The sequence below is a fragment of the Streptomyces sp. NPDC005820 genome (genome assembly GCF_040630255.1).
GTDB lineage: Bacteria > Actinomycetota > Actinomycetes > Streptomycetales > Streptomycetaceae > Streptomyces.
This window is the reverse complement of record NZ_JBEXXE010000009.1, coordinates 116,294-141,557: the sequence shown is the minus strand read 5'-3', so window position 1 is coordinate 141,557 and position 25,264 is coordinate 116,294. Positions and strand designations below refer to the sequence as shown.

At 70.3% G+C, this 25,264-nt stretch carries 17 protein-coding genes and 2 pseudogenes; 13 read left to right on the top strand and 6 right to left on the bottom strand.

Annotation, left to right across the window (positions count from 1 at the left end):
• Positions 1–161: 161 nt before the first annotated feature.
• Genes ABZ464_RS13450 through ABZ464_RS13435 form a run of 4 tightly spaced genes read left to right on the top strand, consistent with a single transcriptional unit; the run spans position 162 to position 4,571 of the window.
• Entirely contained in the window at positions 162–1,043 is an 882-nt protein-coding gene (locus tag ABZ464_RS13450) for a transketolase (RefSeq protein WP_359275345.1), read from the top strand.
• Positions 1,040–2,044, top strand: coding sequence for a transketolase C-terminal domain-containing protein (locus tag ABZ464_RS13445; RefSeq protein ID WP_359275342.1), 1,005 nt, complete (start codon positions 1,040–1,042; stop codon positions 2,042–2,044). Before ABZ464_RS13450 ends, ABZ464_RS13445 begins: the two co-directional genes overlap by 4 nt.
• Positions 2,041–3,540, top strand: coding sequence for an FGGY family carbohydrate kinase (locus ABZ464_RS13440; RefSeq protein ID WP_359275339.1), 1,500 nt, complete (start codon positions 2,041–2,043; stop codon positions 3,538–3,540). The genes ABZ464_RS13445 and ABZ464_RS13440 overlap by 4 nt, the downstream gene beginning before the upstream one ends.
• A gap of 41 nt (positions 3,541–3,581) precedes the next feature.
• A complete protein-coding gene (locus ABZ464_RS13435; protein ID WP_359275336.1) occupies positions 3,582–4,571 on the top strand; it encodes a sugar-binding transcriptional regulator in 990 nt (329 codons plus the stop codon).
• Positions 4,572–5,116: 545 nt separating this feature from the next.
• On the opposite strand, the gene ABZ464_RS13430 is transcribed toward ABZ464_RS13435, so the two are convergent.
• On the bottom strand, positions 5,117–5,608 hold the full coding sequence (locus tag ABZ464_RS13430) for a hypothetical protein (protein ID WP_359275333.1): 492 nt from the start codon (positions 5,606–5,608) through the stop codon (positions 5,117–5,119).
• 429 nt (positions 5,609–6,037) lie between these two features.
• Here ABZ464_RS13430 and ABZ464_RS13425 point away from each other — a divergent pair.
• A pseudogene (locus ABZ464_RS13425) lies at positions 6,038–6,130 on the top strand (IS6 family transposase); the annotation flags it as partial.
• A 101-nt stretch (positions 6,131–6,231) separates the two neighbouring features.
• On the opposite strand, the gene ABZ464_RS13420 reads toward ABZ464_RS13425, so the two are convergent.
• From ABZ464_RS13420 to ABZ464_RS13405, 4 genes are all read right to left on the bottom strand, one after another.
• Positions 6,232–7,857 (bottom strand): CocE/NonD family hydrolase, encoded by a 1,626-nt coding sequence (locus ABZ464_RS13420; protein ID WP_359275330.1) that lies wholly within the window; start codon positions 7,855–7,857, stop codon positions 6,232–6,234.
• A gap of 341 nt (positions 7,858–8,198) precedes the next feature.
• Positions 8,199–9,371 (bottom strand): serine hydrolase domain-containing protein, encoded by a 1,173-nt coding sequence (locus ABZ464_RS13415; protein WP_359275327.1) that lies wholly within the window; start codon positions 9,369–9,371, stop codon positions 8,199–8,201.
• Positions 9,372–9,546: 175 nt separating this feature from the next.
• Positions 9,547–10,473 (bottom strand): family 43 glycosylhydrolase, encoded by a 927-nt coding sequence (locus ABZ464_RS13410; RefSeq protein ID WP_359275325.1) that lies wholly within the window; start codon positions 10,471–10,473, stop codon positions 9,547–9,549.
• Positions 10,474–10,576: 103 nt separating this feature from the next.
• Positions 10,577–11,602 (bottom strand): LacI family DNA-binding transcriptional regulator, encoded by a 1,026-nt coding sequence (locus ABZ464_RS13405; RefSeq protein WP_359275322.1) that lies wholly within the window; start codon positions 11,600–11,602, stop codon positions 10,577–10,579.
• 299 nt (positions 11,603–11,901) lie between these two features.
• Between ABZ464_RS13405 and ABZ464_RS13400 the strand changes: the two genes are divergently transcribed.
• The 5 genes from ABZ464_RS13400 (at position 11,902) to ABZ464_RS13380 (ending at position 19,735) form a co-directional block, all read left to right on the top strand.
• Positions 11,902–13,491, top strand: a complete 1,590-nt coding sequence (locus ABZ464_RS13400; protein ID WP_359275320.1) for an ABC transporter substrate-binding protein — start codon at positions 11,902–11,904, stop codon at positions 13,489–13,491.
• A gap of 28 nt (positions 13,492–13,519) precedes the next feature.
• Positions 13,520–14,458: an ABC transporter permease gene (locus ABZ464_RS13395; RefSeq protein WP_359275317.1), complete on the top strand. Its 939-nt coding sequence runs from the start codon at positions 13,520–13,522 to the stop codon at positions 14,456–14,458.
• The gene (locus ABZ464_RS13390; protein WP_359275314.1) at positions 14,455–16,428 is read left to right on the top strand and encodes a dipeptide/oligopeptide/nickel ABC transporter permease/ATP-binding protein; all 1,974 of its coding nucleotides are present in this window, start codon (positions 14,455–14,457) and stop codon (positions 16,426–16,428) included. Before ABZ464_RS13395 ends, ABZ464_RS13390 begins: the two co-directional genes overlap by 4 nt.
• On the top strand, positions 16,425–17,438 hold the full coding sequence (locus tag ABZ464_RS13385; protein ID WP_359275312.1) for an ABC transporter ATP-binding protein: 1,014 nt from the start codon (positions 16,425–16,427) through the stop codon (positions 17,436–17,438). The genes ABZ464_RS13390 and ABZ464_RS13385 overlap by 4 nt, the downstream gene beginning before the upstream one ends.
• A 137-nt stretch (positions 17,439–17,575) precedes the next feature.
• Positions 17,576–19,735: a DUF6351 family protein gene (locus ABZ464_RS13380; protein WP_359275309.1), complete on the top strand. Its 2,160-nt coding sequence runs from the start codon at positions 17,576–17,578 to the stop codon at positions 19,733–19,735.
• A gap of 46 nt (positions 19,736–19,781) precedes the next feature.
• On the opposite strand, the gene ABZ464_RS13375 is transcribed toward ABZ464_RS13380, so the two are convergent.
• On the bottom strand, positions 19,782–20,564 hold the full coding sequence (locus ABZ464_RS13375) for an enoyl-CoA hydratase family protein (RefSeq protein WP_359275306.1): 783 nt from the start codon (positions 20,562–20,564) through the stop codon (positions 19,782–19,784).
• A gap of 165 nt (positions 20,565–20,729) precedes the next feature.
• Between ABZ464_RS13375 and ABZ464_RS13370 the strand changes: the two genes are divergently transcribed.
• The 3 genes and pseudogenes from ABZ464_RS13370 (at position 20,730) to ABZ464_RS13360 (ending at position 25,259) form a co-directional block, all read left to right on the top strand.
• Positions 20,730–22,355 (top strand): carboxyl transferase domain-containing protein, encoded by a 1,626-nt coding sequence (locus ABZ464_RS13370; RefSeq protein ID WP_359275303.1) that lies wholly within the window; start codon positions 20,730–20,732, stop codon positions 22,353–22,355.
• Between the two features lie 29 nt (positions 22,356–22,384).
• The gene (locus tag ABZ464_RS13365; RefSeq protein ID WP_359275300.1) at positions 22,385–24,442 is read left to right on the top strand and encodes a biotin carboxylase N-terminal domain-containing protein; all 2,058 of its coding nucleotides are present in this window, start codon (positions 22,385–22,387) and stop codon (positions 24,440–24,442) included.
• A gap of 71 nt (positions 24,443–24,513) precedes the next feature.
• Positions 24,514–25,259 (top strand): annotated as a pseudogene (locus tag ABZ464_RS13360) (hypothetical protein).
• Positions 25,260–25,264: the final 5 nt, after the last annotated feature.

The window sequence follows — 25,264 nt, the reverse complement described above, 5'->3', positions numbered from 1 at the left end:
GACTCCTGAATTTTTATTCACTCTATTTCCTTTCGGCTGACCGGACGCTAGGTCGGCACTCGACCGACTGTCAAGGCCTCCAGCAGGGGGTTGACGGTCACGGCAGACACCCTCCACCATCCGGGTGTAATAGATATCAATCACTGAATGGATATTCAGAGATGTTGACCGCTGATCCGGGTGCAGCCGCGGAGTACCGCCGACTACGGCGCTCTCTCCCCTCCGAGCACCCTCACGAGACCGTCGAGCGACTGCGCGCCATGTCCGCAGAGATCCGCCTCATGGTCCTCGACATGATCGACAAGGCGGGGATGGGGCACATCGGCGGCGACTTCTCCGTCACCGACATCCTCGCCACGCTCTTCGGAGCGGTCGTCGACGTCGATCCGGAGCACCCCGACGCACCCGGACGCGACCGGTTCATCCTGAGCAAGGGCCACTCCGCCGCTGCCCTCTACGCCACGCTCGCCCATTGCGGATACTTCCCGCGGTCGGAACTCGCCGGCTTCGCCACCGCCGCGTCCGCGCTGAACGGGCATCCCAATCGCCGCAAGGTGCCCGGTGTGGAGACCAACACCGGCCCGCTCGGCCACGGCCTTCCCGTCGCGGTCGGCTGCGCTCTCGGCGCCCGGCTGCGGGGGGACGACAGCCGGACCGTGGTCGTCCTCGGTGACGGGGAACTGCAGGAGGGCAGCAACTGGGAGGCGGCGATGACCGCCGGACACCAGGAGCTGGCGGGGCTGTACGCCGTCGTCGACCGGAACCGGCTCCAGCAGGGAGCCCGCACGGAGGAGACCGTCGCCCTCGACCCGCTGGCGGAGAAGTGGGCCGCCTTCCGCTGGGAGGTGCGCGAGACGGACGGCCACGACCACGCGGCCCTGCTCGCCGCCTTCGCCCCCTCGACGAGCGGACGGCCCGTCGCCGTCATCGCCCACACCGTCAAGGGCAAGGGCGTCTCCTTCATCGAGGACCGCGCCGAATGGCACCACAAGGTGCCCGACCGGGACCAGGTACGCGCCGCCGTCGAGGAGCTGACCCGATGACCGAGACCACTTCCCCGGCGGGGACGGCCGACCCGACGGCCGGGACCGTCGCCCATGCGCCCGCCTACGACTGCCGGCAGGTCTTCGCGGAGGAACTCCTCGCACTCGCTCGCGAGGACAGCCGCGTGGTCGTCGTGTGCAACGACTCGGTGGGCTCCAGCAACCTCGCCGGGTTCCGCGACGAGTTCCCCGAACGCTTGATCAACGTCGGCATCGCGGAGCAGAACATGGTGGGCGTCGGGGCGGGCCTCGCCAACGCCGGCTGTGTACCGTTCGTCTCCGCGGCCGGCCCCTTCCTGACCGGCCGCGCGCTGGAGCAGATCAAGGCCGACTGCGCCTACAGCGGGCACAAGGTGATCCTGTGCGGCCAGAGCCCCGGCATGGCGTACGGCGAACTCGGCCCCACGCACCACTCGGTGGAAGACCTGTCCTGGCTCCGCGCGGTCGCCGACCTCACCGTGGTCGTGCCCACCGACCGCGCCCAGACCCGCGCCGCCGTCCGCTGGGCCCACTCCCACGACGGGCCGAGCTATCTCCGCGTCCCCCGCTTCAAGGTGCCCGACGTGACTCCTCCCGGTGCCCCCTTCGCGCCGGGGCGCGCGCTGACTCTGCGGGAGGGAAGCGACGTCACCCTCGTGGCCATCGGCACGATGGTTCCGCGCGCGCTGATCGCCGCCGACCGGTTGGCCGCCGAGGGCATCTCGGCCCGAGTGCTCAACACCCCGTTCGTCGACCCTCTCGACGAGACCGCGATCCTGCGGGCCGCCGCCGAGACCGGGGCCATCGTCACGGCGGAGGAGGCCACCGTCAGCGGCGGCCTCGGCGCGGCCGTCGCCTCGCTCACCGGCCAGCACTCCCCCGTCCCGCTGCGGCTGCTGGGCGTGTCCGGCTTCGCACCGACCGGCAGCCCCGAAGGACTGCTGGAACACTTCGGACTGACCGCCGGCGCCATGCACCGCGCCGCGCGCGAGGCCCTCGGTCTGCCATCCTCGGCGTCATGACGTCCGCTCCGCTCCTCCTCGCCGTCGACCAGGGGACCTCCGCCACCAAGGCCCTGCTGATCGACGGCGCCGGCTCCGTCGTGGGCTCGGCGTCCGTACCGATCAGCGCCGCCCATCCGCACCCCGGCTGGGTGGAGCAGTCCGCCGAGGAGATCTGGCGCAGCGTGACCCGAGCCGTCGAGACATGCCTGGCCGGACGCGACCGGACCCAGCTGGCCGGCATCGGAGTGTCCAGTCAGCGGGAATCGTGCCTGCTCTGGGAACGAGCCGGCGGGCAGCCGCTCGGACCCGTGCTCGGCTGGCAGGACCGCCGCACGGCTCCCGCCCGCGCCAAGCTGCTCGCCGAAGGACTGGGCCCGCTCGTCCGCACGACGACCGGCCTGCCCCTGGACCCGATGTTCAGCGCCCTGAAGGCGCAGTGGCTCCTCGACACGTACGACCCGGACCGCACCCGGTCCCGGCGCGGCGAGCTGTGCCTGGGCACCGTCGACTCCTGGCTGCTGTGGCAGCTGAGCGGGCACACCGCACACATCATCGAGATCGGCAACGCCTCCCGCACCCAGCTCCTCGACGTACACACCCGGCACTGGGACGAACGACTCCTGGACGTCTTCGGCGTACCCCGTGAGGTGCTGCCCCGGATCGTGGCCTCGACGGGCCCCTTCCCCACCGTACGAGGACTGGCCTCGGTGCCGGTCGGCACCCCGGTCGGCGCCGTCCTGGGCGACTCCCACGCCGCCCTCTTCGGCCACGGCGTCTTCGCACCCGGCAGCGTGAAGGTGACGTACGGCACGGGCTCGTCCGTCATGGGGCTGATCGACACCCCGGCACAGGCGGAACACTCACCCCTCAGCCTGACCATCGCCTGGGACGACGGCGCACCCGCCTACGCTCTGGAAGGAAACATCCGCTCCTCCGGCGCCACGCTGCGCTGGCTCGCCGGCCTGTTCGGCACCGACGAGGCCGACCTCGCCGCACGGGCGGCGCCGGATGCCGAGGGCGTGCACCTGGTCCCGGCCTTCGGTGGGCTCGGCGCGCCCTGGTGGGACAACGAGGCCACCGGGCTCGTCTGCGGACTCACCTTCGCGGCGGGCCTGCCCGAGCTCGCCCGGGCCGCCCTCGAATCGATCGCCTTCCAGGTCGAGGACGTCGTGGCCGGGCTCGACGCTCCCGGCACCCCCGTCGCCACCCTGCTCGCGGACGGTGGCCCCACTGACAACACGACGCTCATGCAACTGCAGGCGGACATCTCGGGGCGGACCCTGCGCCGCCCCCACGCCCGTGCCATGTCCGCCCTGGGCGCGGCGCACCTTGCGGGGTGCTCCCTCGGACTGTTCACCGAGGAGAACCTGACCACTACGACGATTGCGGCGGACGTCTACCACCCTCAGTGGTCGCCCGCGCAGCGCGCCCACCGTCTGAGTGCCTGGCACGAAGCCGTGTCACGGGCAAGGACGACGTCCACGACAGCGCCGGGCCCGGCGGTAACGACATGACGGCTCCACCTCGACCGCCGGGGATCAGTAGGGTGCAGGGTGTGTCCCAGCGTTCTGACCTCACCAGTGGCGAATCCGTCGACAAACTGCGGCTGATCGTGCGCGTGGCCCGCATGTACCACGAGCGCGGCATGCGCCAGGCCGACATCGCCGACACCCTGGGCCTGTCCCAGGCCGGCGTCTCCCGGCTGCTCCGCTCCGCGGCGGACCAGGGCGTGGTACGGACCGTCGTCGTCTCGCCGCCCGGCATCCACAGCGACGTGGAGGACGCCCTCGCGGAGCGCTACCACCTGACCGACGTCGTGGTCCTCGACGACGAGGACCAGCCGGAACACGCCGCCACGCTGCTGCGCGGGCTCGGATCGGCGGCCGCGAGCCATCTGGAGACCGCCTTCCGCTCCGGCGACCTGATCGGTGTCTCCACCTGGAGCGAGACACTGCTCGCCGCGGTGGAGACGATGCAGCCGGCCAAGGCGGCCGGAGCCTCCCAGGTCGTCCAGCTCATGGGCGGTATCGGCGACCCCCGGAGTCAGGTACAGGCGACCCGTCTGACCGCCCGCCTCGCCGAACTCACCGGCGCCACCCCGCTGTTCGTCCGTGCACCGGGGCTCGTCGGTTCCGCGGAGGCCCGCCTCTCCCTGTTGCGGGATCCGGCGGTTCTGGAGGTCAGCCAGGCATGGCAGCAACTCAGTGCCGTCCTGGTGGGCATCGGAAGCCTCGAACCGTCCCCCCTGCTCCAGCTCAGCGGCAACGCGGTGGCCGAGGAGGAGATCTCCCGGCTGCGTGCCCTGGGCGCGGTGGGCGACATCTGCCAGCGCTTCTTCGACGAGAACGGCGTCCATGTCGACGCCGGACTGGGCGAGCGGACGATCGGCATCTCCGTCGACCAACTGCGCACGGTCCCGCGCCGCATCGCCGTCGCCGGCGGTGAGCGCAAGTACACGGCCGTACGCGCGGCGGTGCGTGGCCGCTGGATCACCGCACTGATCACCGACATCGCCACGGCTCGGCACCTGCTCGAGGAGCCCTGAGGGACCGCGCCCGGAGTGCACGACGATGAGCCGCGACCGAGACGCCAGGCGCTGGTGCGACTCTGCCGGCCTGGCCCTCTCGTAGAGCTCGGGCATCGTCAAGGGCCACGTCAGCCGCAGGACCACCGAGCGACAGAGGCACGGCCGAGCCTCGTTACGCCTCCTCCGCACCCTGTTCCTACTCCGATCATGAGCTGGGGGGCCAAGATGCCGGTGCCGTGGTGCGCGGTGCCGTACTGCAGTGCAGAGCAGGGACAGCAGGATCGCGATCTCGCCCGGGCCGAACAGGGCCTGCGGCCCGGCGAACAGCGTGTTGGGGGGGGGTGAGCGAGGCGGGTGCCGCTCAGCCGGCCACAGGACGGCGACGAGTCCGACCGGCTCTCCCACCGCCTCAGCCCCGCACGGCCCCCCACGTGAGTATGGAGGAAAGCCTCGTCACAAGCAGGTGTGGCTGGGCCCGATAGTTGTCACCGGACTGCTGCGGCGACCTGCACCTCTCCGCCCTGCTGAGCACGGTAGTTGTCACCACCTGGGCGCAAAAGTTGTCACCTGCCGTCCAGCGAGGACGTTTCACCAATCCCCGCCAGCAATTGGAACGGCCATTCCGGGTCGGCTTGGCCGATGGTCAGGCCGACCCATCGCTCCGAGTTCGGCAACCGCCACATCTGCATGCTGCTGGCGACACCGCATAGGAAGCTGAGCGGTTCGCGACTCGTGGCGATTGAGTCGAAGTCGTCGAGTCCGAGATAAGGCCACAGGTCAACCACTTCCGGGGCGCCCCAGCGTTCCGCGAGGATGACCGACAACGCGGCAAGGCCGGCTTCCAGCTCCCGTTCGGCTGCCTCGACGATCTCGGTGCTCCTATCCTCCCAGAAGTCCTGACTTTCACGGAGTACGGCCAGGTGAAAGCCGGGCCCGCTCCACTGGCCGTTCGCTCCCGGTCGGCCGTTCTCGTCCGGGAAGGGCCGGGCACTCAAGCTGTCGATGATCGACAAGTGCTCGTCAGCGTGATCTCTGGACTGGTGCTGAGGCGGCATGACCGAAGCCTAGCTTCGCGATTCCGGCCGGACTTTCAGAGCGTCCGAGCATCGTGCTGCTTGGGCCGGTGACAGATGTCTCGCCCAGGTAGTTGGCACCAGGCCACGTTCACGACCTGCACGGATGCATACAGCGCAGGTCATAAGGCGTGTGTCGCCATGGCGGAGCCAGAGATCTTCGGTGGGCGAGAGCCTTGATATAAACAAGGCAGCCACATCGCTGTGTTCCTGCGAGGCGAGAAGCTGTGCCGGACGGCAAACCGTACCCCTCCCGCCAGTATGCGTCGGTCGCCACGTCAACGAATCAGGCGGGACGGGACGAGTGAAGGCGCCGTTCGGTCCCCGTCCTGACGCCTCCGAGTACCGCAGTCTGTACTGCGGTTCCCGGGGTCGACCGGCAGGAGGTCTGGAAGGACATCCTCTCAAGGTTCCTCCGGTGCGGCTCACCGTGAAGTCATGCCCTCCGTCGAGCACCGCTCGCACAGGGGGTTGAACAACCTGGTCGAGAACAGTCACCAGCCCGCAAACGCGAACCGTAGGCATCTCATGACCGCGTAGTCCCCTCCCGCTACGTTGGCGGGCACGGCGCGACAGCCTGACTACCCGGCTCTCAGTCGACATGACTATTCGTGACCCCCCGAGAGCGTAGGGAGGATCACGCGGGAGACCGCGCCGCTGTCATGGTGGATGGTGTGCGTGCACGGCCGCAACTCGGTTCCGGTGCCGGGCAGTTCACCTGTGCCCTCGTTGCGTGCGTACCGCGGGTGGGAGCCGCCGGCGATCAGCAGACGGATCCGGTGTCCGGCCTTGACCTGGTGGGCGCAGGCGTCCAGTCGTATGCGTACGGTCTGCACCCGGTCGAGGGGTGAGGTGGGGTCCAGGCGGACGAGTCCTTCGGCGAAGTTGCGGGACACGCCCTTGGGGTCGACGTCGCAGAGCCGGACGAAGACGTCGGCGTGGGGGTTGCTCCTGGTGTGCGCCAGCTCGACGACCGGGGTTCCCATGATCTCCAGGGGATCGGTCAGCGGGTCGGTGGTGAAGGTGAGCACATCGGGGCGGCTCTCCAGGGCGGCGTTGTCCTTGACGCCGGCGTCGAGGGTGAGCAGGGGGCCGCCGAGGGTCGGTGTGGGGTCTGCGGGGTCGTAGAGGTACGTCGACGGCGCGCCGCCGCCCGGCTTGTCGGCCAGGAGCCTGCCGCCCGGCTGCAGGTGGCGCACGGTCTCGCTTGTCGCCGGCGGCCATTCGGCCAGCTGTCGCCAGGCACCCTGCCCGGTCACGTACACCTCGACGGGGGATGCACAACGTGGCTGTGCCGGCCCCTCGCCCGCGAGGTTGGCCTCCAGCCATGCGAGGTTGCCGCGGAGCAGACGCCCCATGCCCTTCTGGCCCAGTTCGTTGTGGGTCCAGGGGCCCACGGTGAGCGAGACGTCGATCCCACGGGCACGCAGCGACTGGTACTGGTGCAGGTTCTGGTCGACGAAGAGGTCCTGCCAGCCTGCGGTGAGCCGCACCGGTACGTTCGCCCGCTCAAGGGCGTCGTGGAGTCTGAGTCGATCCCACATCGGATCGTCGGGGTTGGGAGTGGTCAGCCATTCGCGGAACCACCGCGCGCGGTGCTCGGTCGCCTCGTCGGCCGCGTCGGCCAACGGGAGGGCGCCGAAGACCGGGGCCAGCCGCCGTTTGATCGTCAACACCCGGGCAACACCCCGCAGCCCGGTGAATCTCTCCTGGTTGACCAGCATCGCCGCCCAGGACAGGAAGTCTCCCGCCTGGAAGGCTCCAGCTCCGTACACCGCGTCGTGCATGTCATGCGGCCCTACGGCGATCAGGCAAGCACGTAGTTCGGGTGGCGGATCCATCAACAGCGCCCACTGGGTCCAGCCCACATAGGATCCCCCGGAGGTCGCGAGCCGTCCGTCGAACCACGGCTGGGTCCGCAGCCAGGCCACCGCGTCCTGGGCGTCGTCGGCCTCGTTCGCCATCGGGTAGAAGTCGCCCGTGGAGCCGAACGTGCCGCGGCAGCTCTGCAGCACGACGTGATACCCGTGGCCCGCGTAGACCCTCGCCTCCAGATCACCCGGGAAGCCGCGCCCGTACGGTGTGCGCAGAAGGACGGTGCCCTTCGGTTCATCTGTGACGGGGGCGTAGTGGTCCGTCACCAGAAGGGCGCCGTCACGCGCGGGCGCCGGGAGGTTCCGTTCGACCCGGTAGTCGCATCGTGTGCCCGGCAACCGCATCAGGCGCGCCATGACCCGATCCGTTACGCGAGTGGCCAGGCTCGGCGGCGCCAAAGCAGAGTGACGTGGAAGCGTGGTGGTCATTGCCTGATTTCCGGTTCTCTTCGGTCGACAGGTTCGGGACGTGACTCGCCGGTGTGAGGTTGACGGTCGTGTTCACAGACAGACACACAGCGCACGGCACAGCACGTCGGCTCTGTGGTCGGGCAAGCCCCGTGCCGTGCGATCTGGTAGGCGAACGCGGTCTCTGATCTTCTGGTCGTCGCCGCACTCGGCGATGCCCAGACGTGTGCTCGAGAGCGGCCATGCAGTACGCGACAGCAGGCCACACGGGGAGTCGTTCCTTTGCCGGCTCAGAGGGTACGGCGAAGCGTGTCGAGGATGTCCAGGGCCCGGATGTCCCCTACGCCTTGCGCGTCGTTGGTGACGAAGCCGAAACCGACTCCAAGGGCCGGGTCGGCGAAGGCGAGTTGGCCGCCGGCGCCGTCATGGCCGAAGGACGACGAGGTCAGGAACGGACGGGCGGGGCTGTCAACCATGAAGCCCGTGGCCCAGCTGGGCTGAGGGACGCCCTGAGGGCCCAGGATCTGTTGCCCTGAGGACTGGACCTGCACCATGTCCGTCACCACGTCCAACGGGAGGGGCTGGGTCGCGCTCGTGGGCAGGATCGTCGAGGACCAGATCTCGGCGAGAGCCCGTGCGGTCGCGACCGCACCGCCACCGGGGACCTCGGCGGCCTGGATGTCCGGGTCGTTCAAGCCGGTGCCTTCCCCTGCGAGGGTGCCGGGGAAAGCACCACCGAGGGTGAAGGCCCTCTTCAGAGGGGCAAACTCCGGTGGAAGCTGCATCGCGTCGACGTCGAGGTCCGGGGCCATCGCGAGAACCACCACCGACGACAGTTCCTCGCGCGGCACGCCGATCCATGCACGGGCGCCGATCGGCCCGGCGACCAGCTCCGCGAACGCTTCGCCCACGCTCTGGCCGGTGACGCGTCGGACCACCTCACCGACCAGCCAGCCGTAGGTGAAAGCGTGGTAGCTGTGGCCGGTGCCCGGCTCCCACAGGGGGGTTTGGGCGGCGAGCTTGTCCACGACGGGATGCCATGCGAGGACATCGGCCTTGGTGATGTCCTCGGTCGGGTAGGACAGGCCGGCCTGGTGGGACAGCAGCCACCGTACGGGGATGGTTTCCTTGCCGGCCTGGCCGAACTCGGGCCAGTAGGTGCTGACCGACGTGTCGAGGTCGATCTTTCCGACTTCCACGAGCCGGGCGACGAGGACGGCGAGGAGCCCCTTGCTGCAGGAGAACGTCACACTGGGTGTGTCCTGCGTCCAGGCGCGGCCGTCGCGGGCGTCGGCGGCCCCACCCCACAGGTCGACCACCTTCTGGCCGCCGACCATGACCGTCAGCGCCGCGCCGCCGCGCGTGCTGCGGGCCAATGCCGTCGAGAAGGCGTCGGCGACCTTGCCGTAGCCCGCGGCGACGAGGCCGTCCAGGGGCAGGGACGGTGCCGGCTGCGGGCTCATCGCCGCACCTCGGACCGCCCGCACACTATGTGGCGATCAGCGCGCATGGCATTCCTCCTCTGGGGTTCTCGGCCGGGTTTCCGCAGGATGCACCTTGGTGAATGGATTTAGCAAGGCACTGTGACGGAGATTGAGCGTGCCTTTGCTCCGCGGTGACGCGGGCTGGTGCAGCGGGTCAGGCGACGACACCGAGACCGCCTTCAGGCGTGTAACGGACAGGGATCGGGTGGGACAGCTCGCCCGCGAACCGCCCGTCGCGCTGTTCGACGAAACCCATGAGGTTCCAGCCCCCGGTTGCGTCCTGGACCAGGCGTGGCGCGTAGAGGTTGTCCACCAGTACGGGCCGCGCCTGTGCCATGTCCCATGGGCCGGTGAGTGACGGGCCGTGCACCACCCAGATCTGATGGGTCAGTGGCTCTTCGGCGTAGTTGCTGCAGAAGAGCAGGAGCGGTTGGCCGTCGACGACGGCCACCTGCGGGACTTCCAGGTGGCCGAATCCGGCCGGTGCCGTCAGTGGTGGCCGCACTTGCCAGTTGAGCAGGTCCGATGACCAGGCATGTCCGATCACTCCCCTGCCGTCGGCGGGACCGTCCTGGGCGTGGGCGGTGATGAGCATGTGCCAGCCATCGCCGGACGGGTCGGGAAAGACGAAGGGGTCACGCCACGCCTCGCCCGGCCACGCGGAGCGGTCGCAGGCCTCGTACCAGGTCGGATCTGGTTCCACGAGGGGTTTGTCGCCGTGCCGTCGCCAGACGTTCAGGTCGTCCGAGACGGCCAGACCTATGCGCTGCACATGGCGGTCCGAAGCCTGGGTGAGGCCGGTGTAGAAGAGGTACCACCGCCGGTCCGGGCCGCGTACGACGCTGCCGGTCCAGGTGGCGAGGTCGTCCCAGGCCGGGGCGTCGGCGGCCACGAGGGCATCGGCAGCGAGTTCCCACGTGTGCAGGTCGGTGGAGGCGGCATGGCCGATCGATGCCCTTCGGTGGCGGCGTTCGGGATCGTGCAGGGCACGGGAGGCGCGGAGGAAGAAGGCGTGGTGCCGGCCTTCGTCGTCCCGCGCGTACCAGCTGTCCCAGACCCAGTGGTCGGCCAGACGCAGCATTCCTTCATCTCCTTCTGATCAATCGATTCAGCAAGGTCGCGACGCCCGCGTACCCAACGCGCCGGGAGGCCCCATGGGACCGAGTTCGGACAGTCGACGCCGGTCAGCGCGGCGGGGTGCCGATGGAGCCGCGCTCCCGCAGCGGCATCGCGACCCAGCGCACTCCCGGAGCGGCGTCCTGGTCGAGCAGCAACTGGACAGCAAGACGCCCCATGTCTTCGTGGGGCAGGGCCGCGGTGGTGAGCCCGGGGCGGAGCCAGGTGGCGATGGGATCGTCGTCGAAGGAGACGAGCGAGACATCGCCCGGGATGCTCAGCCCCGTCTCGGCCACGGCCTGGTAGGCGCCGAGGGCCAGTCGGTCGTTCATGCAGATGACCCCCGAAGGCGGGTTGGCCCGCCCCAGGAGCGCGGTCATGGCCTCATACCCGTGCGAAGGCTCCCATGCGGCGGTGTACTCGGCACCGACGAGCCGCATACGGCGATCGGCGAGGGCTCGCCGAATGCCCCGCAGCCGTGGGCCGACGGCAAGGGACTTCCACGGGTCATGCTCCTTTTCCTCCGCCCGCCCGATGACGGCGACCCGCCGGTGCCCGTGGTCGAGGAGTGCGGTGGCCACGGCGTGCCCCGCCTGCTCGTCGGCCGGCAGCACCGAGGGAACCCGGTCGTCCGAGGTGGCGTTGAGCAGGACCGTCGGCCTGCCCAGGATCTCCCCCGGGACCGCGAGCCGACGGCTGTACATGGCGGCGTACACGATGCCGTCGACCTGGCGGTCCAGTATCGCCTCGATCGCCTCCCGCTCGAGATCGGCATTGCCCTGTGTCTCGGCGATGAGCAGCACATGCCCCTGTTCCCGTGCCGCGTCGAGGGCGCCGCGGATCATGTCCCCGGCAAAACGGGTAGTGGCGACCGTGTCCGACACGAAGGCGATCGTGGCGCTCTTGCGGGTACGGAGGCTGCGTGCTGCGGCGTTGGGACGGTAGCCCAGTTCCTCGGCGGCGGCAAGGACGCGCTGCTGCGCGTCCTCGGACAGACGGGTCCCCTCCCGTTTGTTCAGCACCAGCGAGGCCGCGGTCGTGGACAGTCCGGCACGCCGGGCCACATCGGCCAGTGTCACCCGCCTCTGGGGCATGCGCTCCTCCAACCCTGGCTCGCGCCGTCCGGCGTTCCCGACCCGGGAGGCCCCCCTACCCCCATTCGGGGGGATTGACGGGGCACCCGGTCGAGCGCATCCTGCTAAAACCTTTGAGCACGGTACACCGCGATCCCGCTACCGCGGGATGCCTCCAGCGCGTCGACCGGTGAAAGAGTCCCGTGCACCGCCACGCAAGCGTTTCCCGATCATCCGGACGCCGGTCACCTCGGATCGGCCCGCCTGAGCCCCTGTCTCGTGCTAAATCGATGCACTTCCTGAGCCGCCCGGAGAAGAACGTGTCCCCATCCCTGTCCCGCCGCAGATTCCTGGCCGACCGATCGCGCGGCAGCGCGGCGGTCGCCGCAGTCGTCACCACGGCCCTGGTCCTCACCGCCTGTTCGGGAGGCACATCCTCGAAGGGCGGTGCCAAGAGCGTGGGTGACGTGCTCACCTTCGGCGCTCCGCTGTCGCCGCCGAGCCTGAACCCGGCGGTCGGCGACCCCGCCTACAGCGCGTTCTACCAGTGGGCGTACGACCCGCTGGTGGTCATGCGCCCCGACGGCCGATTCGGCCCCGGCCTCGCGGTCAAGTGGGGGTACGTCGGCAAGGGGAACCGCGCCTATGAGCTGACCCTGCGCAAGGGCATCAAGTTCAGTGACGGTGAGGCGCTCGACGCGCGGGCGGTGAAGACGTACCTGGACTACCAGAGGTCCCAGAAGACCGGCTCGGTCGCCGGCCTTCTCGTCAACGTGGAGTCCATCGATGTCACGGGACCCTTGACCGTGCGGCTCAAGCTGCGTGCGTCCGATCCCAATCTGACGTTCGCCTTCGCCCAGGCGTTCGGAGGAGGGGACATCGCCAGCCCGAAGGCGGTGGGGAAGCCGGCGTCGCTGGACAACGGTACGGCCGGAGCCGGTCCGTACATGCTGGACGCGAGCCGGACGGTCGCCTCGGACCACTACACCTTCGTCCCCAACCCGTACTACTGGAACAAGGACCGGCAGCACTGGAAGGAGGTGACGATCCGGGTCATCCCCAACTCGTCGTCGATGGTCCAGGCGATGCGGGCCGGGCAGGTCCAGGCCGCGCTCGGTGATGCCACCACCCTCGGGGCGGCCGAAGGCGCCGGGCTCACGGTACTGGCCCCGCCGCAGGCGATGACCGGGCTCAACCTCGCGGACCGGCAGGGCAAGGTGAGCAAGCCGCTGAGCGACGTCCGGGTGCGGCAGGCACTGAACTACGCCGTCGACCGCAAGGCCATCGCCAAGGCGCTGTACGGCGACGAGAAGCTGGCGCTCACCCAGTACGCCCTCCCCGGACAGGCCGGATACGAGGCCTCTCTCGACGCCATCTATCCCTACGACCCGGCGCGCGCCAAGAGCCTCCTCGCCGCGGCCGGATACCCCAACGGGTTCAAGCTTCCCGTGCTCGACACCACTCTGGTCGGACTCGACAAGATGACGCAGGCGGTGTCCGGCCAGCTCTCGAAGGTCGGCGTCAAGCTCCAGATCACCACGAAGCCGACCGCGAGCGACTACTTCGTCGCGATGACGTCGGGTAAGTACCCGGCCCCCGTGATCGGCTACGGCCTGGCCAACATGGCCACGCTGCACGTCGGCTTCGTCAGTGCGCAGGGGCCCTTCAACCCCTTCCACACGTCCGACCCGCACCTCGACGCGCTGTACGAGCAGTACTTCGCGGCGGACGAGAAGGACAGCACCGCGCTGCAGAAGCAGATCAACGCGTACCTCACGAAGCAGGCATGGGCACTTCCCGTCGTCGGCTCACCGCTGAGCTACTACCTCGCCAAGGGCCTCACCGGCCTGGACGCCACGACGGCCAACTCCGGAGTCCCCTGGCTCACCGAACTGCGCCGAGAGAGCTGATGGGCCCGCACGTGAGCAGAGGTGACCGATGGTAAGGCTCGTCCTGCGCCGACTGGCCTGGGCCGTACCGCTGGCACTCGTCGCCTCAGTGATCTCATTCGTCCTTGTGGCGCTTCTGCCGGGCGATGCCGCCCGCTCCCTGCTGGGGCAGAACGCGACCGACGCGCAGGTGGACGCCGCACGGCATGAACTGGGTCTGGACCGGCCGCTGTGGACGCAGTACTGGCGGTGGTTGTCCAGGGCGCTGCACGGTGACCTGGGCACCTCGCTGATCAACCGGCAGCCGGTGACCGGTCAGCTCAACGACCGGCTCGGACCGTCGCTGTCGCTGATCATCGGCGCGACTCTCCTCGCCGCCGTCGTCGGAATCCTGCTGGGAGTCCGCGGTGCACAGCGAGGCGTACTGGGCAACGTGGTCAAGTCGGGATCCGTCATCGGCCTCGCCGTTCCCGACTTCTGGCTGGGGCTCGTGCTGGTCGTGCTGTTCGCGGTGAAGCTGCCGTTCTTCCCGCCCACGGGCTATGTACCGCTGCCCGAGGATCCGGCGGCGTGGTTCACCTCGCTGGTCCTGCCGGTCGTCACCCTGGCGGTACCGGCCACCGCCGTGATCGCCAAGCAGAGCCGCGACGCCGTGGCGACCGCGCTCGACCAGCCCTTCGTACGGACCCTGCGGGCGGCCGGCGTCCCGGAACGGTCGGTGGTCTACCGGCACGCCCTGAAGAACGCCGCGGTCCCGGTCCTGACCGTGATCGGCATGGTGTTCGTCGGCGCACTCGGCGGGACCGTGGCCGTCGAGTTCATCTTCGCCATCCCCGGCCTGGGGAGCACCGCCGTGCAGGCGACCGCGTCCCATGACCTGCCTCTGATCGAAGGAGTCGTCGTGTACTTCACGATGGTCGTCATCGTGGTGAACCTGCTCGTCGACGTGGCCTACCACGCGGTCAACCCGAGGGTGCGCGCATCATGACGACGAGTTCGACGAACCCGGAGGTCTCAGCGGCCTCCGGGCCGGCGGAGCCGGCACCCGGCCCGTACCGGTCGCGCCGCGTCCTCGGCCGGCAGCCACTGGGTGCTCTGGCGGTGGCCTACCTGGCGCTGCTCGTGCCGGCCGGACTGCTCGCCCCTGCCGTCGCACCGTATCCACCTGACGAGCAGGACCTGAGCACCGTGCTCAGCGGTCCGTCGGCCGCGCACTGGCTGGGCACGGACGCGGTGGGCCGCGACGTGCTCAGTCGCCTGCTGTACGGAATCAACCCCGCGCTGGTGAACACGCTCACCGCGCTGGCGGTGTTCCTGCTGCTGGGTGTGCCGCTCGGCATCCTCGCCGGCTACCGGGGCGGCTGGCTGGACACCACGATCAGCCGGACGGCCGAGCTGATGCTCGGCATCCCCGCGATCATCCTCGTCCTGGTGGTGCTCGGTGTCTCCTCCTCCAGCCCCACCGCGGCCATGGTCACCCTCGGCGTGCTCGGCGCACCGGGTCTCACCCGACTCGTGCGGGGCGCGACGCTCGTGGTGCGTGAGGAACTGTTCGTGACGGCCGCCCGGGTCGCCGGCGTGCGCCCCTCGCGGATCATGAGCGGCCATGTGCTGCGCCGGGTGCTCGGCCCGATCCTCGCCCAGGCGTCGGTGTTCGCGGGCGTCGGCCTCGGCTTCCAGGCCGCGCTCGCCTTCCTCGGCGTCATGTCCGCGGGTGACCGGCCGAGCTGGGGGGAGATGATCAGCCAGGCGTCCACCGTCGTCACCACCGATGAGTGGCTGCTCGTTCCTCCCGGCGTGACGATCGCCCTGACCGTGCTGGCGTTCGGTGTGCTCGGAGATGCCATCCGCGATCAGACGGCGGGTGAACGAACGGCTGCCGCACCACGAGAGCGCCGGGAGCGAGGTCACCGGAAGGCCGCCCCCGCGCCTCGGGCGACGATCGTGGCACCGCCGGGAGGACCGTCCGACGGCCTGCTCGACGTCCGGGGACTGACCGTGACGGCGAGCACGGCCGACCGGGATACCACCCTGGTCAGCGACGTGACGTTCAGTATCGGCACCGGGGAGACGGTCGCCCTCGTGGGCGAATCCGGCTGCGGCAAGAGCATGACCGCCCTGGCGGTCCTGGGGCTGCTGCCTGACGGCGTCCACGTCACGGGTGGCGAGGTCTTCCACCGGGGCACGGATCTCGTGGCGGGCGGGCCCCAGGCGTACCAAGCCGTCCGTGGTTCCGGCATCGCGTACGTCGCCCAGGACGCCCTCGGCAGTCTCGACCCCACGCACACGGTCGGCAGCCACCTCAAGGAGGTCATCCGGCGCCACGACCGGCTCTCCGGGCCCGCGACGCGCGCAAGAGCCGCCGAACTGCTCCAGCAGGTCAAGCTGCGCGACGTCGACCGGGTCCTCGCCTCCTACCCGCACGAGATCTCCGGCGGCATGGCACAGCGCGTCAACATCGCCCTCGCGCTCGCCGGCCGACCGAAACTCGTGATCGCCGACGAACCGACGACGGCGCTGGACGTGACCGTGCAGGCGGAGATCCTCGCTCTGTTGCGCGAGTTGCAGCAGAGCACCGGCCTGGCGATCCTGCTGATCACCCATGACTGGGGCGTCGTCGCGGACCTCGCCGATCGTGCCGTCGTCATGTACGCGGGCGAGGTCGTCGAGCAGGCCGGTGTCGACAGCCTGGTCCACGCCCCCCGCTTCCCCTACACCGCGGCGCTGCTGGCCGCCGACCCGAGCACGGCCGACGAGGGAACGCGCCTGCCCATGCTGCCGGGCCGGGTACCGCCCCCCGGGGCGTGGCCGACCGGATGCCGATTCGCCGGCCGGTGCGCGCACACGCGCGAGGAGTGCACCAGCGGGCCCGTTCCCCTCCTGTCGGTCGGTCGGAACGCGGCCGCCCGCTGTATTCGCGTCGACGACCTCGTCCGGGAAGGAGCACTACCGCGATGACCCAGGAGCACCCTCCCGTCCTGGAGGTACGCAACATCAGCGTGGGTTTCGGACGCCGACGCCGGGAACCGCTGTTCCGGGCGCTCGACGACGTCAGCCTGACCGTCCGGCGCGGCACGACCATGGGACTGGTCGGGGAGTCGGGATCGGGCAAGTCCAGCCTCGCCAAGGCGGTGCTGGGCCTCGTGCCGGCACAGTCCGGCAGCGTGCACCTGCTCGGCCGGGACACGACCCACCTGAGCCCCTCGGAAAGAAGGAAGCTCGGCAGCTCCCTGCAAGCCGTCTTCCAGGATCCGAACAGCTCCCTCAACCCTTCCTACACAGTCGGCCGCAGCCTGGCCGAGCCGATGAGAGCCCAGGGCGTCCGTTCCCGGCAGACCATCGCGCGCCGGACGGCGAAGCTCCTCGAGGACGTGGGACTGGACCCGGCCGCCGCCGCGAAGTACCCGCGCGACTTCTCCGGAGGACAACGCCAGCGCATCTCCATCGCCCGTGCCCTGATGACCGAGCCCCAACTCGTCATCTGCGACGAGTCGGTCAGCGCGCTGGACCTGTCGGTCAAGGCCCAGATCCTCAACCTCCTGGCCGACCTCCAGGACGGACATGGAGTCGGCTACCTGTTCATCTCGCACGACATGTCCGTCGTACGGCACATCTGTCACGACGTCACCGTCCTGTACCGGGGACAGGTCATGGAGGCCGGACCGACCCGCCTCGTGACGCACGAGCCCGCACACCCCTACACCCGTGCGCTCCTGCTGGCCGCCCCGGTCGCCGACCCGCAGGCCCAGCGGAAACGGCGCGCCGCGAACGCGGCGTACGGACGCACGTCCGGAGTCACGGCGGAGGTGTCGAGCGGCTGCCCGTTCGCCCCGCGCTGCCCCTTCGCGACGGACCAGTGCCGACGGGAACGCCCCGAGCCGCGAACGCTCACCGACGGGCGGGTCGTGGCATGCCACCGCTATCCGGAATGGCGCCGGGAAGACGGGGCCAACGCGCAAACAGTCTGAAGCAGGGATCCGCCCGACGTCCTCTCGCCCGGGCACCGCTCCGACGAACTGGGAGAAGCACGATGGCTCACGCCGTGGACAGGCCCGGGGGGAATCTCACACCGGGGGCAAAGGCCAGATGGCTGACCGTCCTCGTGGTGGCCTTGGCTCTCACACTGACCGCGATCGCGCACGCCGACTCAGGAGGTTCACTCCAGATCAGGGTGCTGTCGAATCGCGCGGATCTGGTGTCCGGGGGTGACGCTCTCGTCGAGGTGGTGCTGCCCTCCGGGGCGACACCGCAGAGTGTGCGCGTGGACGTGGACGGGCGGGACGTGACGTCCGCTTTCGCCGTCCGGCCGGACGGCCGCTTCCTGGGCCTGGTCACCGGCCTCAGGGTCGGCGAGAACCAGGTGACGGCCCAGGGGCAGGCGGGTGCGGCGCGTCTGACCGTCACCAACCATCCCGTCGGCGGGCCGGTGTTCGCCGGGCCCCAGGTGCAGCCGTGGGAGTGCGCCACCGAGGAGAACGGCCTCGGGGCGGCGCAGGACGCCGCCTGCAACACCCCGGCGAAGTACACCCTGTTCTACAAGTCGTCGCTGACCGGCCAGTTCACCGCGTACGACCCGCGAACTCCCCCTGTGGACCTCGCGTACACGACGACGGACCAGGGCAAGCGGGTCGCCTATGTCGTGCGCCGGGAACGTGGCGTCATGGACCGCGGGATCTACGACATCGCGGTGCTGTACGACCCCGCCAAGGCCTGGAAGCCGTGGGCGCCGCAAAGCGGCTTCAACGGCAAGCTCGTGGTGCCGTTCGGCGGCGACTGCACACCCCGGCACTCGCAGGGCGCGCCCGCGGAGAGCGTTCTCGACGACGCGGCGCTGTCGCGTGGATTCGCCGTCGCGACGTCCAATCTGAACATGCTGGGGCAGAACTGCAACGGCGTGGTCTCCGCCGAAGCGCTGGTGATGCTCAAGGAGCACTTCGTCGAGACCTACGGCCCGATCCGCTACACCATCGGCCGGGGCTGCTCCGGCGGCTCCATGCAGCAGCACTGGATCACCTCCGACTACCCCGGCCTGCTGAACGGCATCCTGCCCTCCTGCAGTTTCCCCGACGTCTGGTCCACGCTGCAGGAGGCCGAGGACTGCCACCTGCTCGACCGGTACTTCGACACCTCCCCGCTGTGGGCGGTGACCGCCCAGCGCACCGCGGTGACCGGCCACGCGGCCGAGACGGTGTGCCGGTCGCTCTGGGACAACCCGACCGGCAACCTGCAGTACGCCAAGACCTGGCTGGACCCGGACAACGGGACCGGCTGCCTCGGCGGTCTCAACGCCGGCCACACCACCCTGGAGCCCAACCCCCCGTGGGTGTACGACGCCGCGACGAACCCCGAGGGCGAGCGGTGCACACTGCAGGACTACGCCGTGGCGGTCTGGGGCCGAAGGCCCGAGAGTTCATGGGGACCGGTCGAACAGAGCATCCAACGCGGTTTCGCCAACCGGCCGTACGACAACACCGGTGTCCAGTACGGCCTGAAGGCCCTCGAATCCGGTTTGGTCACCCCCGAGCAGTTCGTCGACCTCAACGAGAACGTCGGCGGGCTGGACATCGACTGGAACCGGCAGCCGGGACGCAGCGAGGCCGACCCCGCGGCGCTGGAGACCGCGTACCGCTCCGGTCAGGTGACCTACCCCCGCGAGGCGGCCAAGGTGCCCGTCATCGACCTCCGCACCGCCACCGGCAACCTGGAGATCCACACCGACTTCCACAGTTACGAGATGCGCGCCCGGCTCGACCAGGCCAACGGTGACCACGACAACCAGATCATCTGGACGGGTGTGCCCGCCGTCGCCAGCGATGACGACGCCAGCGAGAAGGCGTTCGTGCTCATGGACAGCTGGCTGGCCCGCATCGAGGCCGACACGTCCGCCGACCCGCTGGAGACCAAGGTGGTGCGCGACAAGCCGGCCAATGCGGTCGACGCGTGCTGGATCGGCGGCCACGAGATCACCGACATGTCCGTCTGCCGGGCCGCCTACCCCTACTTCGGACTGCCCCGGACAGCCGCCGGGGGCCCGATGGCCAACAACATCCTCAAGTGCAGGCTCAAGCCGCTCGACCGGGGCGACTACACCGCCGACTTCACCGACGCCCAGTGGGACCGGCTGCGGAACACCTTCCCCGAGGGGGTGTGCGACTACAGCAAGCCCGGCGTGGCCCAGCAGCCCTCCCTGCCGTGGCTGACGTTCGCCGGCGGACCGGGCGGGCAGCCACTGGGCGCCCCGCCGCAGTCCAGCCCCGCCCCCTGAAGCACGAGGTGTCCGCGCTGGTGGCCTCCGCCCGCTGACGGACGGATCAGCTGTGCGGCGCCCAGCGTGGTGGGCGCCGCTCACGGAACGCGCGCATTCCTTCCGCGGCCTCCTCGGAGGCGAACAGGTCGGCGGAGAGCCTCACCATCTCGGCTCCCCGCTCCTCGATCGTCCGGCGCGTGCGCGCCGCGGTCAGCTTCTTGGACTCGGTCAGCCCCTGCCGCGAGCACAGGCGCAGGGCCGCGAGAAGTTCCGCGACGCGCTCTTCCGTTGCCCGTGCGCCGTCCGGGGCCTCGGTCAGCAGGCCGATGTCGGCCGCCGCGGCGCCGTCGAAGGTCTCACCGGTCAGGAAGTAGCGCGCCGCCGCTCGTTCGTCGAGGCGGGGCAGCACGGTGAGGGAGATGATCGCGGGGGCGAGGCCAAGGCGGACCTCGGAGAACGAGAAGGTCGTGTCGGCGGGAGCGATCGCGATGTCGGCGGCCCCGATCAGCCCTATACCGCCCGCCCGTGCGTTCCCCTTCAGATGGGCGATGACCGGTACGGGCGTCTCCACGATCTTGCGCAGCAGTTCCAACAGGGCCTCGGTGCCCCGCAGCATGCCCCCGTCCGCGGCCTCCTTGAGGTCCGCGCCGGCGCAGAAGGTGGGGCCGGTGTGCGTGAGGACGACGGCGCGGACACTCTCGTCGGCCGCCACGTGATCCAGGCCGGCGAGCAACTGATCGACGAGCGCGGCCGAGAGGGCGTTCCGGTTGCCCGGCGAGTCAAGCGTGAGGGTGGCGATGCCGGCCTCGATGTCGGTAGCGACCAGGCCAGGAAACTTTTCGGTCATGGCTTCTCCTTCGTTGTCGCGCCGCGAACGTGACCTACGTCTCTCGACAGCCGTTGTTAACGAGCGCTAACCTCCATCGCGCTAGTTAACGTTAACTAACATCCTTTGCCAAGCGTGTGCTCCCTTCGGCTCGTCTGCCGGGCGGTCCGCGCGAGGAGGCAGCGCATGCACACTCTTGCCACGGGGCCCCGGCTCACAACCGCGGCCGATCCGCTCTCACCGACGTTCCGGCACAACGAGGCGAGTCACGCCGCGGAGGTGGCGGAGCTGCGCAAGCGGCTGGCCGAGGCGTCCGAGGGCGGCGGTGAGCGGGCCAGGGACAAGCACGTCGCCCGCGGCAAGCTGCTGCCGCGCGACCGCGTGGAGACCCTGCTCGACCCCGGGTCGCCCTTCCTGGAACTGGCGCCGCTGGCGGCGCACGAGATGTACGGCGGGGACGCGCCGGCGGCCGGAGTGGTCGCCGGGATAGGTCGTGTGGCCGGACGCGAGTGCGTGGTCGTCGCCAACGACGCCACCGTGAAGGGCGGCACGTACTACCCGTTGACGGTCAAGAAGCACCTCCGCGCGCAGGAGGTCGCCCTGGAGAACCGGTTGCCGTGCATCTACCTGGTGGATTCAGGCGGCGCCCATCTCCCTCGTCAGGACGAGGTCTTCCCCGACCGGGAGCACTTCGGGCGGATCTTCTACAACCAGGCGAACCTGTCGGCCCGTGGCATCCCGCAGATCTCGGCGGTGATGGGTTCCTGCACGGCCGGCGGCGCGTACGTCCCGGCGATGAGCGACGAGACGGTCATCGTGCGCAACCAGGGGACGATCTTCCTGGGCGGCCCGCCGCTGGTGAAGGCGGCCACCGGAGAGGTGGTCACCGCGGAGGAGCTGGGCGGCGGTGAGGTCCACGCCCGCGTCTCCGGAGTCGTGGACCACCTCGCCGAGGACGACGCCCACGCCCTGCGCATCGTCCGCGACATCGTGGCCACGTTCGGCCCGCGAGTGCCCCGGCCCTGGAACGTGACCCCGGTCGAGGAGCCCGCGGTGGACCCCGCCGGTCTGTACGGCGTCCTCCCTGCGGACAACCGCACCCCCTTCGACATACGCGAGGTCATCGCCCGGATCACCGACGGCTCCCGCTTCACCGAGTTCAAGGCCGAGTACGGCCAGACCCTCGTCACCGGCTTCGCCCGCATCCACGGGCACCCCGTGGGCATCGTGGCCAACAACGGCATCCTCTTCGCCGAATCCGCGCAGAAAGGCGCCCACTTCATCGAGCTGTGCGACCAGCGCAGCATACCTCTGCTGTTCCTGCACAACATCACCGGCTTCATGGTGGGCCGCGCCTACGAGAACGGCGGCATCGCCAAACACGGCGCGAAGATGGTCACCGCGGTGGCCACCACCCGCGTACCGAAGCTGACAGTCGTCGTCGGCGGATCGCACGGCGCGGGCAACTACTCGATGTGCGGGCGCGCCTACTCCCCCCGCTTCCTGTGGATGTGGCCCAACGCCAAGATCTCCGTGATGGGCGGTGAGCAGGCCGCGACCGTCCTCGCGACCGTCAAGCGGGACCAGTTGGAGGCTCGCGGCGAGGAGTGGACCGCCGAGGCCGAGGAGCGGTTCAGGCGCCCGATCCGCGAACAGTACGAGCAGCAGGGCAGCGCCTACTACTCCACGGCACGGCTGTGGGACGACGGGATCATCGACCCGCTCGACACCCGCACGGTACTGGGACTGGCCCTGACCGCCTGCGCCAACGCCCCTCTCGCCGAACCGCAGTTCGGCCTCTTCCGTATGTGACCCCCTCCTTCCCATCCCAGGAGTTCCAGGTGTTCGACACCGTCCTGATCGCCAACCGCGGCGAGATCGCGGTACGGGTCATCCGCACGCTGCATCGGCTCGGCGTCCGCGCGGTCGCCGTCCACAGCACGGCCGATGCGGGAGCCCGGCACGTACGCGAAGCCGACACCGCGGTGGCCCTGCGGCCCGGCGGCCCCGCCGACGGCTACCTCGACATCCAGCAGATCGTGGACGCCGCCCGCCGTACCGGCGCGCAGGCGATCCATCCCGGCTACGGCTTCCTCTCCGAGAACGCCGACTTCGCCCAGGCCGTCGCCGAGGCCGGGCTGACCTTCATCGGCCCTCCGGCGGCCGCGATCACCCTGATGGGCGACAAGATCCGCGCCAAGGACACCGTGCGGGCCTACGGGGTGCCCGTGGTGCCGGGCAGCAGCGGCAGCGGGCTGACGGACGACCAGCTCGCCGAGGCGGCCTCGCAGGTCGGCCTGCCGGTGCTCCTCAAGCCGTCGGCGGGTGGTGGCGGCAAGGGCATGCGCCTGGTCCGCGATCCGGCCGCTCTGCGGGAGGAGATCGCGGCTGCCCGGCGCGAGGCCCGTGGTTCCTTCGGTGACGACACCCTGCTGGTCGAGCGCTGGATCGACCGTCCCCGCCACATCGAGATCCAGGTCCTGGCCGACGCCCACGGGAACGTGGTGCACCTGGGCGAGCGTGAGTGCAGCCTCCAGCGCCGCCACCAGAAGATCGTCGAGGAGGCCCCGTCCGTCCTGCTCGACGAGGACACCCGGGCGGCGATGGGCGCGGCGGCGGTCGAGGCCGCCCGCTCCTGCGGCTACACCGGCGCGGGCACGGTGGAGTTCATCGTCTCCGCCGACCGCCCGGACGAGTACTTCTTCATGGAGATGAACACCCGGCTCCAGGTCGAGCACCCGGTGACCGAGCTGGTGACCGGCCTGGACCTGGTCGAGTGGCAGGTGCGCGTCGCCGCCGGTGAGGTGCTGCCCTTCGGTCAGGAACAGGTCGGGTTCGACGGCCATGCCATCGAGGTCCGTCTGTACGCCGAGGATCCCGAACGGGACTTCCTTCCCAGCGGCGGGCGCGTGCTGACCCTGCGGGAACCGGCGGGCGTGGGTGTGCGCGTGGACTCGGGCCTGGTCGAGGGCTACGAAGTCGGAAGCCGCTACGACCCCATGCTCGCCAAGGTGATCGCCCACGGCCCGGACCGCGCCACCGCGCTGCGCCGGCTGCGCGCCGCCCTGGATGACACCCGGGTGCACGGAGTCACCGTCAACGCCGGGTTCCTGCGCCGACTGCTCGACGACGGTGACGTGGTGGCCGGACGCCTGGACACCGGGCTGGTCGAGGCCCGGCTCGGCTCGCTGGTGCAGGCCCCGGTGCCGCCCGAGGTTCCGCTGGCCGCCGCGCTCGCCGCTCAACTCGCCCGGGAACCCGCCACGGGGCAGGACCCGCGGGCGTGGGTCGACCCCTTCTCCGTACCGTCGGGCTGGCGGATCGGCGGCCCTGCCTGGACCACGCACCGGTTCGTGGACGGCGACCGCGCGCCGATCGAGATACGCCTCCGCCGCACTGCCCACGGACCGAGCCCGTACGAGGTGTCCTGCGAAGGCGCCGCACCGCTGCCTGTCGACCTGCGCGGCGACGGGACCGGCAGGGTGCTCCTGACCTGGGACGGGAAGACACGGCGCCTCGACCACACGGTGGAGACGACCGCGGCCGGAGAAGTCGTGCACTGGCTCTCGCGCGGCGCCGACACCTGGCGGCTGCGGACCTTCGATCCGGTCGCCGCGGCCGGCGCCGACGCCGGAGCCACCGCAGGCGGCGCGCTCACCGCCCCCATGCCCGGCACGGTCACCCTGGTGAAGGCGACCGTCGGAGACACCGTCATCGCAGGTCAGGTCGTCCTCGTCGTCGAGGCCATGAAGATGGAACACGCCCTGACCGCCCCCTTCGACGGAACGGTCGCCGAGCTGCGCGCCGCGCCCGGCGCCACCGTCGCGCTGGACGAGGTCCTCGCCGTCGTCGAGCCCGCGACGGCCGACGCGAAGGCGGACGAGGGGGTGGCTGCCTGATGTCGGAGCGACGCACCGCGACCGGGTCGACGCCGCCTGCGGGTTCTCCGCGACCGCCGGTATCCGATCACCTGCCGCCCGCCTCCTCGGCTCTGTCCGGCCTGCCGGAAGCCGTCCGTATCCACGAGGGTCGGGCCACGCGACGGACTGCAGAACGAGTCCAACGAACGCGGCCTGGACCGCGCCCTGGCGCTGATGGTCCGGCACATCGCGGTCTTCGGCAGCGCGACCGAGACGTTCACCCGGAAGAACCTGGGCCGCACGGTCGACGAGTCGCTGGAGATGTTCGCCCCGGTCGTCCGTCGTGCCACCGGCAGCGGCCTGCGAGTGCGTGGCCATGTGTCGATGTGCTTCGGCGACCCGTGAGAGGGGCGCGTACCCGTGCCTCAGGTGGTCGATGTGGTCCGACGCCCGGCCGATCTGGGATGCGACGCGATCAGCCTGGGCGACACCGTCGGCGTGGCCACGCCCGGCCTGGTCCACGAGCTTCTGGAGGCGCCGGCGGACGTCGGAATCACGGCGGACCGCCTGGCCGTGCACTTCCACGACACCTACGGACAGGCCATGTCCAACACGCCGGCCGCTCTTCAGGCCGACATCACCGTCCTGGACACCTCGGCCGGCGGCCTGGGCGGCGCCCCTACGCGAAGAGCGCCACCGGGGGCGCCCCAGCGCCTCGCGCACGGTGCGCGCCCTGGCGGGCGGCCCACCGGCCCCCACGGCCTCGACACCCGTCCCGGAGCGGACGGCCCGGCCACCTGACCTCCCGCCCCTCTCCCAACCGTCGACATCCCGGCCCCTCCCCCATCCGTCATGAGATCG